This is a genomic window from Planctomycetota bacterium (assembly GCA_033763975.1).
GTDB lineage: Bacteria > Planctomycetota > Phycisphaerae > Phycisphaerales > UBA1924 > RI-211.
Genome location: JANRJM010000017.1, coordinates 281,931 through 298,044, shown reverse-complemented (window position 1 = coordinate 298,044; position 16,114 = coordinate 281,931). Strand labels below are relative to the sequence as shown.

Genomic DNA, 16,114 nt, shown 5'->3' with positions numbered 1-16,114 from the left:
ACGTCGTGACCCATACCAACACGCCCGTCCCTCCGCCCCCGCCTCCTCCGCCCCCGCCTCCTCCGCCTCCGCCTCCGCCGCCTCCCCCGCCGGCGCCCTTGCCGAATGGCGGTGGTCCGAGCGAGCCCCCGGCCCCGCCTCCGCCGCCTCCCCCACCGGCGCCCTTGCCGAATGGCGGTGGTCCGAGCGAGCCCCCGACTCCGCCGCCTCCCCCGCCCCCTCCGCCGCCTCCGCCGCCGCCGGCGCCCTTGCCGAATGGCGGTGGTCCGAGCGAGCCCCCGACTCCGCCGCCTCCTCCGCCTCCCCCGCCTCCCCCGCCACCACCCCCGCCTCCTCCCCCTCCTCCGCCCCCGCCCCCGCCGCCTCCTCCGCCCCCGCCCCCGCCGCCTCCGAGCGGGGACGAGTTCGTTGTTCTCCTACCCGGAGGGGGATTCCCGGGCGCGACCGCGCAGCCACCCGCGGTAGGAATGCCCGAGGACGCGGGCTACGACGCGAAAGCAATCGCTCGATGGGATGTGGTTCCATACCAGGTCTTCGCGGATGAGTTCCACGTGGGCGTGGTCGCGTTCCACATCAACGGCATCGACCGTGTCGACTTCTCGGTGAACGGCGGTGCTTGGACGAGCGTGACCGAGATGCAGTTGAACCCTCGGACCAATACGTGGGAGTACACAGGCGTGCTTCGCGCGAGCGACTTCGCGGCCGGGCCGGTCGAGGTCCGGGCGATCGCCTGGCCCAGCGGCGCGGGAGAGCCGCGCGTCCTGGATCCTGTGTTCTTGTACGCTGACCCGCACGCCGACATGGCACAGCGAGTGCGATTCGTTGACCCGGTGAACGGGAATGATGACTGGAACGGCCAGACCATCGGAACGGCAATGCGCACGCTTCACGTGGCGGTCGCATCGATCAACAGCGCGTACGGCTCGCTCGACGGCGCGACCGTTCGGCTCCTTCCCGGCGACTACGATTGGACCGGCTTCAGTTCGCGCGGACCGACGAACTCGCTCGCCAGCATCACGTTCGAAGCCGCCGAAGGCGTGGCGCCCGACGAGATCCGCTTCCTTGACCTGGGCGCGGGTCTGGAACCGCGCATCGCGCACGTTGTCATCCGGGGAGTGTCCCTCAATCAGTCTGTTCGGGACACATCGTCGACGAACACACCTCCCGGCAGCCTGTGGATCGATGAATGCGTAATGGTCGGCGCGGGGCCCACGGCGAGCGTCGGCGTGTGGAATGATACGGAGTGGGAACTAGGCGTCTACCTTACGGACTCCCAGATCTCAAACGTTCGCAACGGCGTCGAAGGCACGAGCCTCGTGCGCGGAGTGAGTCTCCGGGACATCGGCGAGGACGCGTTCAAGAACGCCCCCTTCATCATCAACTGCGAAGTCGTAGACCTGACGAGCGGCTCACCCAGCTATCACCCGGACATCGTGCAGTATGTCGGCGGGTTCGACAACACGATCGTCTACGGCCTTACCGCGATGAACTGCAATGCGCAGACGTTCTTTACGCGGAGCGAGATCAGGCACGACAATGCGGCGTTCGTGAATGCCCTGATCGTGCAGTCCGACTCGTCGAGCTCGATGGGGCAGTGGCTGCGTTCCTCCAACCACGTGCTGTTCTACCACGTGACGATGCTGGGGCGCGGCTACCTCTTCCGCGACACCGATCCAGGGACGCAAGCGCCCCTGGAAGTGACGAATCTCGCGGTTCGCAACTGCGTGTTCACGGGCATCCAGTACCCCACGAGCGCGCGGTATCCGGCGCGGGATTCGGTGTTCGACAACTGCCATCTGTTCACCGGTCCGGCCCTCGGGCCGCGGGGAACGGAAGGATCGTCCCCGGACGTGCTGTTTGCGAACCCGAGTGCACGCGACTACGCGCCGTGGCCGGGGCGCACGCTGACGGGGCGCGTGCAGCCGTCGGAGCGGATCGTGCCGGCCGACGTGGCGGGGCACCCGCACGACGGGGCGGCGCCCATCGGCGCGGTCGGCGAGAGCGCCGCAGGGAACTAGCCCCTTCTCGTGAGAAACGGGCACACGAGAACCCTGCTGGCAGGCGCGGCCCCAGGCACGGGCAACCTTGGCGTGGATGCCCTGGCGCTCTCCACGCTGCATGCCTTGGCGTCTCGCGGGCTCGAGCCGCCGATCGTTCTGGACTTTGGACGCGGGCGTCGCGCCGCGGAGTCGCCAGCAGGAGTCGTGGCGGCACGATACGAACGGCTGGGCATTCGGACGACACGCCGGCTCTACCAGCGGGACTCGTACGGTTTTGCGCACGCGATGGCCTCACTGGGCCTTTCTTTAGGACCCGCGCTGCGGGCGATGCGCGGCGCGAGCGCGCTTCTCGACCTGTCCGGAGGTGACAGCTTTACCGATCTGTACGGGCCGCGCCGATTCACCATGGTGTGCGATCCGAAACGCTTGGCGCTGAAGGTCCGCACGCCGCTGATCCTGCTCCCGCAGACGTACGGGCCTTTCGCCGATGCGCGCAACCGCGGTGCCGCCGGGGCGCTCGTGCGATACGCCTCCCAGGCGTGGGCGCGCGACGGTCGAAGCTACGGGATTCTCAAGGAACTTCTCGGGAGTTCGTTCGACCCCGATCGCCACCGACTGGGCGTCGACGTCGCATTCCTGCTTCCTCGAACGGACGCCGCGCGCCTGCGCAGCAAGTTGCCCTCGAGGGCCGTCGGCGTGAATGTCAGCGGCCTGATCTGGAACGATCCTGTCAGCGCGCGAGAGCAGTACCGCTTCAGGTCTGATTATCGTGAGGCGTTGACGCGCATTGTGCGAGCGATTGCGCAGGAGGTGGAGGTCGTGCTCGTGCCGCACGTGCTCGCACCTCGGGGACATTACGAATCGGATCGAGACGCGTGCGAGTCGCTGCGGGATGCGCTCGATGCAAACGTTCGGGAGCGGGTGCGGGTTTGCGACGATCCGACCGACCCGTGCGAGGCCAAAGGGCTCATCGCGGCGTGCGACTGGTTCATCGGCACCCGCATGCACTCGACGATCGCCGGGCTTTCGTCGGGCGTTCCCACCGCCGCCATCTCGTACAGCGACAAGACGCTCGGGGTATTCGAGACATGCGGGCAGGGTGCGCACGTGCACGACCCGCGCACGCTCGACACCGACACGCTCGTGGAGCGAGTGCTCTGGTCGTTCTCGCAGCGCGAGGCGGCCCGCGCGTCGCTGGCGGCGGGGCTGCCGCCGGTGATCGCGATGGCAAATGAGCAGATGGACGCGATCGTCGCGACGATCCGCGCGAACATGCCCAACGGGTCGGGCGTGCTGCGATGAAGATCGGCGTCGTGACCATCTTTGACGTGCCGAACTACGGGGCCATGCTCCAGGCGTACGCGCTGCAGCGGGCACTTGAGGCGCTCGGGCACGATGCCGTGGCGATCAACTACACGAACCAGCACCTGGACGGGGTATACCGCGTCGGTGTCTTTCCGCCTCGCCCGACGAAGTGGCTCCGAAGTCGGCGCGCGCGAGCATTCGTGCGCGATCACGTCCGTACGAGCGGGTCGCGCCTTCGCTCGGTGGATGACGTGGCCAGGGTTGCCGAGCAGTACGACGTGCTGGTGACGGGCAGCGATCAGGTATGGTTCACCGGGCCGGTGCAGGGGTACGACCCGGTGTATTTCCTCGACCTGCCCGGCGTGGGCACGCCGCGCATCAGCTACGCTCCCAGCGCTGGCGCGACGAGCAACTTCGGGTCGGACGGGCCTCGGATACGACAGGTGCTTTCCGGCTATGCGGCGATCTCGGTTCGAGACGAGTTCACGGAGGCGGTCGTCCGCACCGTGACCGATCGGCCGCTCGCGCGCGTGGTAGACCCGGTGCTGCTGCACGACTTTGCAGAGGTGCGCGACAGCCACCTGGCCTGGCGCCCTGTGCGCGAACCATACCTCGCCGTGTTCGGCAACCTTGATACCCGGGCGGCATCGCTCGCGCGAGAAGTGGCGGCGTCGCTCAAGCTCCGCCTCGTGACGCTCCAGTATCGACTCAACGGGGGTACCCGTGTGCCGGCACCCGACCCGTGGCAGTGGATGGCCGCTCTTCGCAACGCGTCGTGCGTTGTCACGACGTACTTCCACGGGGCAGTCGTGCCGCTGAAGTTCGGGGTTCCTGTGCTGTGCTTCCCGACCAAGAACCGAGTGCCGAAGGTAACCGCGCTGCTGCGAGATGCCGGCGTCACCGGGGCGCTCGTCCCTGCGACGCCGGCGGAGGCTCTGTACGCGGTTGAGGCCCAGCGTGCCGGGCGAGCGGCGGAGGAGTCGCTGGGGCCGAAGATTGCCGCGTCGCGCGAGTGGCTTGCGCGGTCGCTGGCCGAGGTGATGCAGCCGTCATGACGACCATCTCCGTTGTTATACCGACGTACAACCGCGCGGCCCTGGTGAGCGATGCGATCCGCAGCGCGCTGAAGCAGACGTCGGTTCCGGACGAGATTGTCGTCGTCGACGATGGCGGCAAAGACAACACCGCGGAAGTGGTCGGCGCGTTCCCGGCGCCGGTGCGATACGTCCGCCGGGAGAACGGTGGGCTGAGCCGTGCTCGGAACACCGGCATCGAGGCGGCGACCGGAAGTTGGGTCGCATTTCTCGATGATGACGATGCGTACGAGCCCGAGAAGATCGCGAGCACTCGCGAGGTCATCGCGAGATTTCCGCACGCCCAGGTGATCGCCACGGACGCGACACTTGTCAGCCCCTCCGGGCGAACGCAGGGGATGTTCGAAGTGCGTGGACGCTCGGCCGCACCGGGAGGCGAGGAAACCTCCGACCCATTCGGCTGGGCGCTCGCCTCGTGCTTCTTCGCACAGTCCATGGTGGTGCGCCGCGATGTGCTGGCCGAAGTGGGGGGCTTTACGCCGGACCTGTTCTATGAAGACTTTGATATCGGCACACGACTGGCGCTTCAGCATCGGTGGGTCATCGATGGACGGCGCCTGGTGCGAGTGATCCGACGTGAGGATGGGGGTGCGAACCTATCGGCAGAATGGTCGCAGAAGCCGCTGCGGAGCTACGGCGCCCTCATCGTCATCTACGAGCGGCTCGTGTCGAGGCTCGGGGTTGGGCACCCCCACTACGCGGTGTGCCAGCGACGTCTCAAAGACTACACGTTCGAGCTGGGCTGCGCGCATCTTCTGAATGGCGACAGCCGGAGCGCCGGCGCCGCGTTCGAGCGGTCCCTCGCACTCGATCGATCGCTGCGAAATCGCGCGCGCATCGGTGCCGCCCGGCTACTCGGGAATCCGTGGTTGAAGCGCCGTCGCAAGCGGCAACTCGCGCGCATGGCACAGGCGCGCGGCTGAGGAGCGAACACGGTGACACGCAGCATCAGGCAATCGCTCTCCGAACGGCTTCTTCGAGTCGTCAAGCTGCACGGGCACACCTTCATTCCGGTACTCACCGCGCGGTCGACCGTCCTCGACCTCGGGGCGAACGTCGGAGGATTCTCGCGCGCCATTCGGTCGCGATTCGGTTGTCCGACGCGCATGGTCGAGGCCAATCCAGCCCTTGCCGACGCTCTTCGGGCCGATTTCGGCGATCATGTGCTCCACGCGGCCGCCGTCTCCGTCCCGGGCGATGTCACCTTCCAGATCGATGACAATCCGGAAGCGTCCCGCGTCGTCGCCGGTGCCGGCCCGGCAAGTTCCGGATCAGCCCTTTCCGGCCCATCCCGGCCCGGATGTGTCACGGTCCGCGGCATGACACTCGCGCAGATTCTCGAGCACTTCGCGCTCCCCCATGTCGACCTGCTCAAGGTTGACATCGAAGGCGCCGAGCTCGGGCTGCTGCGGCACACACCTCCCGAGATCCTCGCCCGCTGCGATCAGGTGACGGTCGAGTTCCACAACCTCGCGGGCGTGGGGAGTGAACAGGATGTGCGGGATGTCGTCTCGCATCTGCGGTCGTTGGGCTTCGTCGGCGGGCGATTTGACGGCATCAGCGCGCGCAGCCGTCATTCCATCTGGAAAGACCATCTGAACTGGCTGTTCGTCAACACACGGGCACCATCGGTGAGCACGTCCGAGCGAATGCTCGCTCTTGGCCCGAGCCGGATGGTCCGATGGGGCATGCAGTTGGCTCGACGCGGGGTGGCTTCGGCGAAGGGCGAGATCCCGGGAGCCGGCGCCGCGTGAGGAAGGCCGTCGCCCAGGTCGGATGGGTCACGATCGAGAAGTGGTACGCGAAGCTCGCCGGCGCTGTCGGCTTCGGCGTGCTGGCGCGCCTGCTCGATCCCGAGGTGTTTGGCGTTGTCGCGGTCACCATGCTCGCGGTGGGACTTGCCGACATGATCGCCAGCCAGGGCCTCGGCTTCGCGATCATCATCCGCAAGGAGGTTTCCCGCGAGGAGCTCACCGCCGGGTTCTGGAGCAACGTTCTGCTTGCCTTTGTGCTCGCGTTCGTTGTGGCAGTAGGCGCCCAGATCGGGGCTCACCTGGGTGGCGGGCGGTGGTGGAGCCAGGAGATCGCCGACCTCTCCGTCGGCGGGGCCATCTCCTTTCTTGTCTCGTCGTTCGGTCGCCTTCATGCTGCGATTCTCACCCGCGAGCTCCGATTCAAGGCCCTAGCCGTCCGGAGCATCGTCGCGACGACGTGCGGCGTCGCCACGGGCATCTGCGCGGCGTTCATGAGCGCCGGCCCGTGGTCGATCATTCTGCAGTACATCGTGACGTCATTCGTCGGCACGGTGATGCTCTGGGCCACCAGCGGGTGGCGTCCGTCCGGGCGGGTCGCGTGGTCGGTGCTGCTGCAGCTGTACGTCACGGGCTGGAAGATCTGTCTGACCAAGGCACTCGCCTATGCCCGCGACAACGCCGACGTCTTCGTCGTGAGCCTCGGCATGCCGCTGCGAGACGTGGGTGTGTACGCCGTCGCCCGCAAGGTGGTGGAGATTCTGTCGGCGATGTTCACCAGCGTGGTCGGCACCGTCGCATTCCCACGCTTCGCCCGCGCACAGTCCGATGTGCCGGAACTGTGGCGTCAGGCGCGGCGCTCGCTCGGCCTGGGGGCCCTCGCGCTCGTTCCCGTGTACTGCGGCGCCGCCGCGCTGGGCGAGGTGGTGATTCGTGTTGTCGCGGGCCCCGGGTGGGACCACGTGACGCCCCTCATGCAGATCCTTGCGATCGGGGCGTGCCTCATGTGGGTCGATCCGATCGTCGGCGCCGTCGCAACCGCGCGGCAGGATCTGAACTTCCTGCTTCGCATCCAGACATTCGGGTTGATCGTGTCGCTCGCGGTCGTCGCGCTCGCAACGCCCTTTGGCCTCGTGGGGGTCGCCGCGGCGGTGGGGGTGCGCCGGCTGGTGTACACCGTGACGCTCGTCCGCGCTGTGTCGCGCCGGTTGGAGGGCCCGCCGGTCTCGGAGTTGCTTCAGCCGATTCTGGCGCCGCTCGCCGCCGGGCTTGCGATGTGCGCCGCGGTTCACTGGATCACCGGGCAGCCCCACTCATGGATTGCCGGCGGCGCCGCGGGAGTGGTTTCTGGTGTGCTGCTGTACCCCGTGTTCCATGAGTGCTTCCGTCGCCTGGCGGGCGGCGAGTCGCTGGGGGGCTTGTGGCGCGAGTATCGGCTGGCCCGGCCGGCGGGGAGCAGCGGCGCGTGAGCTCGCAACTCCCGCCGATGACGTTCGTGCTGCCCGGGCGGAATCGGTCCGGGGGTGTGCGCGTGACGGTGGACCTCGGCAATCACCTCCTCCGCCGTGGGCACCGAGTACGTCTTGCGGTCGGACGTTCTGGCGGCATCCGCGCGTGGGGCCGCCAGATTGTCCGGCGGCTCCAGGCCGGACCTCGCGCGAAGGACGATTGGGTCGAGAACTTTGCCGGCCCCGTAGCGCCGTTCCGCGACCTCAACGCGCTCGCGTTCGAGCCGGGAGAGGTCGTTGTGGCGGTGGGTTCCTATGTCGTTCCCGCAGTTCGAGATCTGACGCACGACGTTGTCCGCGTGCGGTTCAACCACGGTCTGCAGCGTCATGACCCCGCCCGCATGAACCGCGCCTGGCTCGGCGAGATGCCCACCTTCTCCGTTGCCCGCACCTCCGCCGACATCCTCATGCGCGAGTTCGGCGTGCCTCATGTGTGGATCGTGCCGAACGGCATCGACACCGACGCCTACTTCGAGACCTCCGACGTCGTGCGCGATGGCGTCGGCACGATCTTCAGCTCCAACCCTGCCAAGTGCCCGGACGACATCGTTCGCGTCATGGACCGCATCGCGCGCGACCTGCCGGGCGTGCGCCGGTACATCTTTTCCGCCGCGGAACGCCCCCCGGCGCTCGCGTGCGATGAGTTCCGACGGCTGCCGCCCGTCGATGAAGCGCGCCGGTTGTACAACCGCGCGAAGGTATGGCTGTTGATGAGCCGCGACGAGGGACTGCCCGGCCCGGTGCTGGAGGCGATGGCCTGCGGCGCCGTGGTCGTCTCGACGGACCAGGCGGGCAGCCGCGAGGTGATCCGTCCGGACCAGAACGGGCTGTTCTTCCCTGTGGGCGACATCGGTGCGTGCATCGAACAGGTCCGGCGCGTGCTGAACGACGAGCCCCTGCGACTTCGCCTGCGGGCCGCGGGCGGAGAGACGGTCCGCGCGTTCTCATGGGACGCCGCCACCGACCGATTCGAAGCCGCCCTCCGCGACGTGCTCCGCGGCACCACGCATCACGCGGTCTCCCTTCGCGGTGAACCCGCCATGGGCACTTCCACCGGCCAGGCATGATGCTCCCCGTCATCAACTCCGTCCGCGATGTTGCCGAGTACCAGCTCTGCTCCGGCTGCGGCGTGTGCGCGTCGGTCAGCCCGGGCACGATCCGCATGACCGACGCCATCGGGCACGGACGGCGCCCCGTGCTGACGGGCGACGGCACCGACGGCGGCTCGCGCCGGGCGCTCGCCGCGTGCCCGGGCATCGAACTGCGTCACACCTTCGACGAGCGCGACCCCGCGCTCGTCCGCGCGCTGCGCGACGCCTGGGGGCCCGTGCGGCGCGTGTGGGAGGGGCACGCGGGCGACGCGGCCATCCGGCACGCGGGCTCCAGCGGCGGGGCGGCGTCGGCGCTCGCGCTCTGGGCGATCGAGCGCGGAGGCATGCACGGCGTGCTCCACGCCGCAGCGCGCGCCGATGTGCCGTACCTCAACGAGACCGTCATGAGCCGCTCGCGCGAGGAGTTGCTCGCGCGCACGGGCTCGCGCTACGCGCCGGCGAGCCCGTGCGACGGGCTCGGGCTGATCGCGGGGGCGCCGGGCGCGTGCGTGTTCATCGGCAAGCCGTGCGACGTCGCCGGGGCGGAGAAGGCGCGGAAGCTGGTGCCGGGGCTCGACGAACGCCTCGGGCTGACGATCGCGTTCTTCTGTGCCGGCACGCCGTCGACGCGCGGCACGCTCGACCTGCTGAAGAAGGTCGGCGTCGAGGATCCATCGACCGTCACGTCGCTGCGCTATCGCGGCAACGGGTGGCCGGGTCGTTGGACGGCACGGTGGAACGGCCCGGCGGGCGACGCGCGCGAGGCGAGCCTCACCTACGACGAGTCGTGGGACTTCCTGCAGCGGTATCGCCAGTGGCGGTGTTACATCTGTCCCGACCACACGGGCGAGTTCGCCGATGTTTCGGTCGGTGATCCGTGGCACCAGGCGCCCAAGGAGGGCGAGGCCGGGCGGTCGTTGATCATCGCGCGGACGGCGCGGGGTCAGCGTGCGATCGAAGACGCCGCGGCGGCGGGGTACCTGGTGCTCGAGCGAGAGGACGCCGAACTGCTGCCGCGCAGCCAGCCCAACCTGCTGCGAACGCGCGGACGCCTGTGGGGGCAGATGCTGGCGCTGCGCGTGGCGCGTCTGCCGCGGCCGAGGTATCACGGGTTCCCCACCGCGCGCTTCTGGTGGAGTGAGCTGACGGCCAAGGCCAAGGCGCAGTCGACCGTCGGCACGCTGCGGCGGACGCTCCGACGGGGCCTGCGGAGCCGGGTGGCCCTGGGCGAGACGCGATGATCGATCTCCTCACCCTCGCGCAGGATGTTCGGGTGCTTGACGCGTTCGGGACCAAGTGGTCGAACCAGAACACCATGAATCCGCTCGGCGCAGGAATGACGGGCGCCGCCGCGCTCTTCATGCTTCTGCTCCCACGCCGCTGGGCGATCTTGCCGCTGATCTTCCTCGCGTGCTTCGTCGCGACGGCGCAGCGGATCGTAGTTGGCGGGCTGGACTTCAACATCCTTCGCATCCTGGTCGCCGTCGGCTTTGTGCGGGTGGCGATGCGCCGAGAGGCGTCGGATGTCTCCTGGAACCGCCTCGACGCGCTCGTCCTCGGGTTCAGCGTGGTCCGTACGGCGATGTACACGCTCCAGCACATGACGCCTCAGGCGCTCATCTTCCAACTCGGGATGACCTTTGACACCGTCGGGCTCTACTTCCTGATGCGAGTGCTCCTTCGCACGCGCGCGGACATCGTCCGCGCGATCGTCGGGTTCGTCCTCGCTGCCGCCCCGGTGTGCGCGTTCTTCGCGCTCGAAAAGTCCACTGGGCGCAACATGTTCTCGGTGTTCGGAGGAGTGCCTGCCGTTACCGCAATCCGAGAAGGCCGCCTCCGCTGCCAGGGCGCGTTCTCTCATCCGATCATCGCCGGCTGCTTCTGGGCAAGTGTGCTTCCGCTCATGGGCGTGCTCTGGTTTGCGCACGGGTGGCTGCGGCTCGCGGGCCTTGTCGGCATCGCGTGCGTGCTGGCGATTGTGTTCTTCTGCGCCTCCAGTACACCTGTGGCTGGCGTGCTCGCCGCCGGCATCGGAGCGGCGTTCTACGTGCTCCGACGGCGCATGTTCGCGGTGCGCCTGGCAGCCGGCGCATTGCTCGTGCTACTTCATTTTGTCATGGAGGCGCCGGTATGGCACCTCATCTCCCGCGTCAGCCTCGCCCAGGGCAGCACGAGTTACTTTCGCTTTCGCCTGATCGACAGCGCCATCCACCGTTTCGACGAGTGGGCACTCATCGGCACGTCCTCCACCGCTCACTGGTTCTGGGGAGCTCAGGACATCACCAACCACTACATTCTCGAGGGCGTGCGAGGAGGGGCGTTGTCGCTCATGCTCTTCATCGCCATCATTGCCGTCGCGTTCGCGATGGTCGGCAGAGTCCGGATGTCGACAGAAGGGCAACGCCTGCCCACGTTCTTCGTGTGGGCGCTCGGCGTCAGCCTCTTTGTGCACTGCATTAACTTTCTGGGCGTGTCGTACTTCGGGCAGGCGCCGCTCGTGTGGTTCTTTACCCTTGCCGCCGTGGCGAGCACATTCGAGCAGTCTACGCCCCGCGTGCGCGCCGCCGAGCCGGCGCCCCCGCGCGGCTTCACGCAGCTCGCGATCTCCGCGTGAATCACGAACTCGCCATCGTGATCATCAGCTTCAACACACGCGAGCTCACGCTCGCATGCCTCCGGTCCATCTTCGAGCAGACGGCGCCGGGCAGCTTCCGCGTAGTGGTGTACGACAACGCATCGTCGGACGGCTCCGCGGATGCCATCGCAGCCGAGTTCGGACGCCGGGTTGACCTGACGCGGTCGGATGTCAATCACGGATTTGCCAAGGCCAACAATCTGGTGGTGGCCACGCTCGGCGAAGAGTGGGTGCTCCTGCTCAACCCCGACACGCTGATCTACGACCGGGCCATCGATCGGCTGCTCGAGTTCGCGAAGTCAACGCCGCGGTACGCAATCTTCGGCGGGCGAACGGTGTTCCCGGACGGCTCGCTGAACATTGCCTCGTGCTGGGGGCGGATCACCCCTTGGAGTTTGTTCTGCCGTGCCAGCGGGCTCGCCGCTGCCTTGCACACGTCTGAGATCTTCAACCCCGAAGGAATGGGTGCGTGGAAGCGTGACTCGGTGCGAGAAGTCGACATCGTCGTCGGCTGCTTCCTGCTGATCCGCCGCGAGCACTGGAACGCGCTCGGCGGCTTTGATGCGTCTTTCTGGATGTACGGCGAAGAGGCCGACCTGTGTCTTCGCGCCCGTCGACTGGGCCTGCGAGCGGTGATCCAGCCGCAAGCCACCATCATGCACCTCGTCGGCGCCAGCTTCGGCAATCGGGCCGACAAGATGATGCTCGTGGCCAAGGCCAAGTCGACGCTCGTGCGCAGGCATTGGTCGGTGCCCGCCCGCTGGTGGGGCCTGCTGATGCTGTGGCTCTGGGCGTTTGGTCGACGGACGATCACGGGTCTTCTGGGCGTTCTGGGCGTGCCTGGCTTTGATCGACGGGCCGCCGTGTGGCGGGAGATCTGGGGGCGCCGGCGCGACTGGCTCGCAGGCTATCCGCATGGCTGACCAATCACCCGTTGATGCATCCCGAGGGCTGTCCGGCGCTTCGCTTCCCACGATCGGCGCACGCAAGCGGTCGTTGTCCAAGCCCGCGCGGGCACTGCGGCTCGTGCTGTCGGCGATCGATCCACGGGCGTACGCACACCTCTTCCGGATGATCAACTTCTACAATCACACGCACGTCATCCCTCGGCGCGCGGCGGCCATTCATCCATCCGCCGCCGTCAGCCCGGACGCGATGTTCTCGCACGGCGAGCGGATCGAGATCGCGCGGGGCGCGCGCATCGGAAGCCGCTGCTGCATCTGGGCCGGCCCCTCGCGGGCCCGAGTTGTCATCGGCGAGAACGCGCTGTTCGGACCGGAAGTAATGATCACCGCCGCGGGGTATCGCTTTAACGACGGCAGCCCCGTCACCGATCAGCGGATGGACGAGGCAGATGTGATCATCGGTCGGGATGTGTGGCTGGCCACCCGCGTCATTGTGTTGCCGGGGGTCACAATCGGCGACGGTGCCATCGTCGGCGCGGGCGCGGTCGTTACCAAGAGCGTCGAGCCGGGCGCGATCGTTGTCGGTGCTCCAGCGCGAGTCGTCGGCCAGCGCCGGATCGTCGCCGCGAGCGGTTCCGTGGGCGAGGCGCGATGAGCGGTCCGATCTCCGTCATTGTGCCGGCTCACAACGAGGAGGCCGTCATTTCGGGCTGCCTTGAGCGGCTCACGCGTGGCGCCCAGCCCGGGGACATCGAGGTGATTGTGGTGCCAAATGGATGTTCCGACTCCACGGCGCAGGTGGCGCGGAAGTTCGGTGCGGGCGTGCAGGTAGTTGAGTTGTCGAAGGGCTCCAAGCCCGCGGCCTTGAACGCCGGCATTGCTCGTGCGAGCGGGGATGTCGTCTTTGTAGTCGACGCGGACGTCCTCGTTGACCTGCACAGTCTTCGTGCCGCCGCCGCTCCGCTCCGCTCTGATGAGGCGTCCGTCGCCGCGCCGGCGCTGCGGGTTGATTGCAGCACGACCTCCCGCGCGGTCAGCGCCTACTACGCCGTCTGGACTCGGCTGCCCTACGTCACCGAGGGGCTCGTCGGTTCGGGGGTGTACGGCCTGTCTCGCACCGCGCTCCGAGCACTCGGCCCGTTCCCGAACATCATCGGTGATGATGCGCTAGTGCGGACCTCGTTCCCCGTCGAACGTCGTCGAACGGTCTCCAGCACCCCCGAAGGGCGCGACGCGTGCTTCGTAGTCACACCTCCCGCAAGCCTGCGCGATCTGCTACGGATAGAGGTGCGTCGGAGAGCAGCGGACCAGGAGATGCGAGAACTCCTCGGCGCGAGCGGCACCGCGCCGGGGCGTCAGCTTGCTCTCGCGATGCGGTTGTGGCGGGCGAAGCAGATTTCCACATTCTCCGTCATCGTCTTTGTCTTCGTGAAGATCGCCTGTCGCGTGCTGTATGCATTTTCCCGTCTGCGGGGCACGAACAAGCGCTGGCGCCGCGACGAGTCGTCTCGGGCGCGGCCATCTCAGCGGGGAGTCACATGAGCGGCTCCCCACCCGTGCGCGTCCTCGCCGTCGCCTCCGCCGGCGGGCACTGGACGCAGCTCCTGCGTCTGCGGCCGGCGTTCGACGGGTGCGACGTGACCTTCCTCACGACGGACAAGGGGGACGGCAACGCCGCGGGCGAGGGGGCGCGTGTGCTCCGCGTCAACGATGCGAGCCGCTGGAACAAGTTCGGCGTGCTCCGCATGGCGGCGCGCGTGCTCTTTGCCGTGCTGCGCGTGCGCCCGGACGTCATCGTCTCCACCGGCGCGGCGCCAGGCTATTTCGCACTTCGGTTCGGTCGGTGGGTGGGCGCGAGAACTGTGTGGCTCGACAGCATCGCGAACGCGGACGAACTCTCGATGACCGGGCGCATGGTGCGTCCGTACGCGGACCTCTGGCTGACGCAGTGGGAGCACCTCGCGGCACCGGAGGGCCCCGAGTTCGCGGGGGCCGTGCTGTGATCCTCGTCGTGGTCGGCACCCAACTCCCCTTTGATCGGATGACGCGCGCGGTCGACGACTGGTGCGGGCGGACCGCGCAGCGCGACGTCTTCGCGCAGATCGGCCCCACAAAGTGGCGCCCCAAGCACATGCAGTTCGCCGAGTTTCTCGATCCCGCCGAGTATCGCCGGCGCTTCGTCGAGTCGACGCTGCTCGTCGCGCACGCCGGCATGGGGTCCATCATCGACGCGCTCACCGCCGCCAAGCCCATCGTCATCATGCCGCGAAGGGCAGCGCTCGGCGAGCACCGCAATGATCACCAGTTGGCGACGGTGTCCAGGTTCTCGCGCTACCCCGGGGTCTACGCGGCCTCCGATGAGAACGCGTTGCCCCGGATTCTTGACGAGGCCCGCGTGCTCACCGCGGGTTCGGCGGTTGGCCCGCACGCATCCCCGCAGTTGGTCGAACGGCTCCGGTCCTTCATCCACCGCACATGACGCAGTTTGAACACGCATATCAGCGGGTTTCGTCCACCGACGCCCTCGTCGGCATCATCGGCCTGGGGTATGTCGGGCTGCCGCTCGCGCACACGCTGCACGCCGGGGGCGTGCGGATCCTCGGCTTCGACATCGACCCCGCGAAGATACTCGCGCTGCAGGAGGGGCGGAACTACCTCCAGCACCTGGGCGACGAGATGGTCACCGACCTCTCGCGCAGCGATCGCTTCTCGGCCACGACCGACATGGGGCGGCTTGGCGAATGCGATGTCATCATCGTCTGCGTCCCCACGCCGCTCGGGCGCCACCAGGAGCCGGATCTCACGTACGTCGTCAAGACGGGCGAGGCGATCGGCCGGACCCTCCGGGCCGGGCAGCTCATCGTGCTGGAATCCACCACCTACCCCGGCACGACGCGCGACGACTTCCTCCCCGCGATCCTCCGCGCCGCGAGCGGCCCGGCGAAGCACTTCAAGGTCGGCGAGGACATCTTCGTCGCGTTCTCGCCCGAGCGCGAGGACCCGGGCCGCAAGACCCACACCACCCGCACCACCCCCAAGCTCGTCGGGGGCATGGACCCGCGCTCGACAGAGCTCGCGGCGATGCTGTACGAGCGTGGCGTCGAGACCGTCGTCCGAGTGAGCAGCGCCGAGGTCGCCGAGGCCGCCAAGCTGCTTGAGAACATCTTCCGCGCCGTCAACATCGCGATGGTCAACGAGATGAAGATCGTGCTGACGGCGATGGGCATCGACATCTGGGAGGTCGTCCGCGCCGCCTCCACCAAGCCCTTCGGGTTCATGCCGTTCTATCCCGGGCCCGGGCTGGGCGGGCACTGCATCCCCATCGACCCGTTCTACCTGACGTGGAAGGCCCGCGAGTTCGGGCGGCCGACCCGCTTCATCGAGCTCGCGGGCGAGATCAACACCTCCATGCCGCACTACGTCATCGATCGGCTCATGCACGCGATGAACGAGCGGGGCAAGCCGGTCAAGGGCGCGCGGGCGCTCGTCGTCGGGCTGGCGTACAAGGCCAACGTGGACGACACGCGCGAGAGCCCGTCGTTCGAGCTCATCGAGCTCCTCCGCGAGCGCGGCGCGCACGTCGAGTACCACGACCCGCACGTGCCCGAGGCCTACCCCGTCCGCAAGCACGACCTGCGCATGCGCAGCGTGACCCTGACGCCCGAGAGCGTCGCGGGCTTCGATGTCGTGCTCATCTCCACCGCTCACAGCGCGGTCGACTACGGGCTGCTCGCCTCGCACGCCGCGCTGGTCGTCGACACGCGCGACGCGATGCGCGCCTTCCGCGCGCAGATGGGCGACCGCCTGGTGCTCGCCTAACGACCG

15 protein-coding genes are annotated in these 16,114 nt (G+C 68.1%); all 15 read left to right on the top strand.

Annotated elements, in window-relative coordinates; all coding sequences use genetic code 11:
• Window positions 1-467: 467 nt before the first annotated feature.
• Genes SFY69_11830 through SFY69_11760 form a run of 15 tightly spaced genes read left to right on the top strand, consistent with a single transcriptional unit; the run spans window position 468 to window position 16,108 of the window.
• Window positions 468-2,018, top strand: coding sequence for a hypothetical protein (locus SFY69_11830; protein ID MDX2132729.1), 1,551 nt, complete (start codon window positions 468-470; stop codon window positions 2,016-2,018).
• A 9-nt stretch (window positions 2,019-2,027) separates the two neighbouring features.
• A complete protein-coding gene (locus tag SFY69_11825) occupies window positions 2,028-3,302 on the top strand; it encodes a polysaccharide pyruvyl transferase family protein (protein ID MDX2132728.1) in 1,275 nt (424 codons plus the stop codon).
• Window positions 3,303-3,313: 11 nt separating this feature from the next.
• Entirely contained in the window at window positions 3,314-4,360 is a 1,047-nt protein-coding gene (locus tag SFY69_11820) for a polysaccharide pyruvyl transferase family protein (protein ID MDX2132727.1), read from the top strand.
• Window positions 4,357-5,322: a glycosyltransferase family A protein gene (locus SFY69_11815; GenBank protein ID MDX2132726.1), complete on the top strand. Its 966-nt coding sequence runs from the start codon at window positions 4,357-4,359 to the stop codon at window positions 5,320-5,322. The genes SFY69_11820 and SFY69_11815 overlap by 4 nt, the downstream gene beginning before the upstream one ends.
• Window positions 5,323-5,334: 12 nt before the next feature.
• A complete protein-coding gene (locus SFY69_11810) occupies window positions 5,335-6,153 on the top strand; it encodes an FkbM family methyltransferase (protein MDX2132725.1) in 819 nt (272 codons plus the stop codon).
• Complete coding sequence (locus SFY69_11805; protein ID MDX2132724.1) at window positions 6,150-7,619, top strand: lipopolysaccharide biosynthesis protein; 1,470 nt, start codon at window positions 6,150-6,152, stop codon at window positions 7,617-7,619. Before SFY69_11810 ends, SFY69_11805 begins: the two co-directional genes overlap by 4 nt.
• Window positions 7,616-8,725: a glycosyltransferase family 4 protein gene (locus SFY69_11800; GenBank protein ID MDX2132723.1), complete on the top strand. Its 1,110-nt coding sequence runs from the start codon at window positions 7,616-7,618 to the stop codon at window positions 8,723-8,725. The genes SFY69_11805 and SFY69_11800 overlap by 4 nt, the downstream gene beginning before the upstream one ends.
• Complete coding sequence (locus SFY69_11795) at window positions 8,722-9,990, top strand: Coenzyme F420 hydrogenase/dehydrogenase, beta subunit C-terminal domain (protein MDX2132722.1); 1,269 nt, start codon at window positions 8,722-8,724, stop codon at window positions 9,988-9,990. Before SFY69_11800 ends, SFY69_11795 begins: the two co-directional genes overlap by 4 nt.
• Window positions 9,987-11,363: a hypothetical protein gene (locus tag SFY69_11790; GenBank protein MDX2132721.1), complete on the top strand. Its 1,377-nt coding sequence runs from the start codon at window positions 9,987-9,989 to the stop codon at window positions 11,361-11,363. Before SFY69_11795 ends, SFY69_11790 begins: the two co-directional genes overlap by 4 nt.
• Complete coding sequence (locus SFY69_11785; protein MDX2132720.1) at window positions 11,360-12,307, top strand: glycosyltransferase family 2 protein; 948 nt, start codon at window positions 11,360-11,362, stop codon at window positions 12,305-12,307. Before SFY69_11790 ends, SFY69_11785 begins: the two co-directional genes overlap by 4 nt.
• Window positions 12,300-12,944 carry an acyltransferase gene (locus SFY69_11780; GenBank protein ID MDX2132719.1) on the top strand — a complete coding sequence of 215 codons (645 nt, stop codon included), beginning with the start codon at window positions 12,300-12,302 and terminating at the stop codon, window positions 12,942-12,944. The genes SFY69_11785 and SFY69_11780 overlap by 8 nt, the downstream gene beginning before the upstream one ends.
• Window positions 12,941-13,831: a glycosyltransferase gene (locus SFY69_11775; GenBank protein MDX2132718.1), complete on the top strand. Its 891-nt coding sequence runs from the start codon at window positions 12,941-12,943 to the stop codon at window positions 13,829-13,831. Before SFY69_11780 ends, SFY69_11775 begins: the two co-directional genes overlap by 4 nt.
• The gene (locus SFY69_11770) at window positions 13,828-14,292 is read left to right on the top strand and encodes a UDP-N-acetylglucosamine--LPS N-acetylglucosamine transferase (protein ID MDX2132717.1); all 465 of its coding nucleotides are present in this window, start codon (window positions 13,828-13,830) and stop codon (window positions 14,290-14,292) included. Before SFY69_11775 ends, SFY69_11770 begins: the two co-directional genes overlap by 4 nt.
• Window positions 14,289-14,768 (top strand): glycosyltransferase, encoded by a 480-nt coding sequence (locus SFY69_11765; protein MDX2132716.1) that lies wholly within the window; start codon window positions 14,289-14,291, stop codon window positions 14,766-14,768. Before SFY69_11770 ends, SFY69_11765 begins: the two co-directional genes overlap by 4 nt.
• Window positions 14,765-16,108, top strand: coding sequence for a nucleotide sugar dehydrogenase (locus tag SFY69_11760; protein MDX2132715.1), 1,344 nt, complete (start codon window positions 14,765-14,767; stop codon window positions 16,106-16,108). The genes SFY69_11765 and SFY69_11760 overlap by 4 nt, the downstream gene beginning before the upstream one ends.
• Window positions 16,109-16,114 lie beyond the last annotated feature (6 nt).

Excerpts from the sequence above, each read along its gene's own strand:
- SFY69_11795 (MDX2132722.1), top strand. The coding sequence starts at position 8,722 with ATGATGCTCCCCGTCATCAACTCCGTCCGCGATGTTGCCGAGTACCAG.
- SFY69_11760 (MDX2132715.1), top strand. The coding sequence starts at position 14,765 with ATGACGCAGTTTGAACACGCATATCAGCGGGTTTCGTCCACCGACGCC.
- SFY69_11770 (MDX2132717.1), top strand. The coding sequence starts at position 13,828 with ATGAGCGGCTCCCCACCCGTGCGCGTCCTCGCCGTCGCCTCCGCCGGC.
- SFY69_11830 (MDX2132729.1), top strand. The coding sequence starts at position 468 with ATGCCCGAGGACGCGGGCTACGACGCGAAAGCAATCGCTCGATGGGAT.
- SFY69_11780 (MDX2132719.1), top strand. The coding sequence starts at position 12,300 with ATGGCTGACCAATCACCCGTTGATGCATCCCGAGGGCTGTCCGGCGCT.
- SFY69_11815 (MDX2132726.1), top strand. The coding sequence starts at position 4,357 with ATGACGACCATCTCCGTTGTTATACCGACGTACAACCGCGCGGCCCTG.
- SFY69_11775 (MDX2132718.1), top strand. The coding sequence starts at position 12,941 with ATGAGCGGTCCGATCTCCGTCATTGTGCCGGCTCACAACGAGGAGGCC.
- SFY69_11790 (MDX2132721.1), top strand. The coding sequence starts at position 9,987 with ATGATCGATCTCCTCACCCTCGCGCAGGATGTTCGGGTGCTTGACGCG.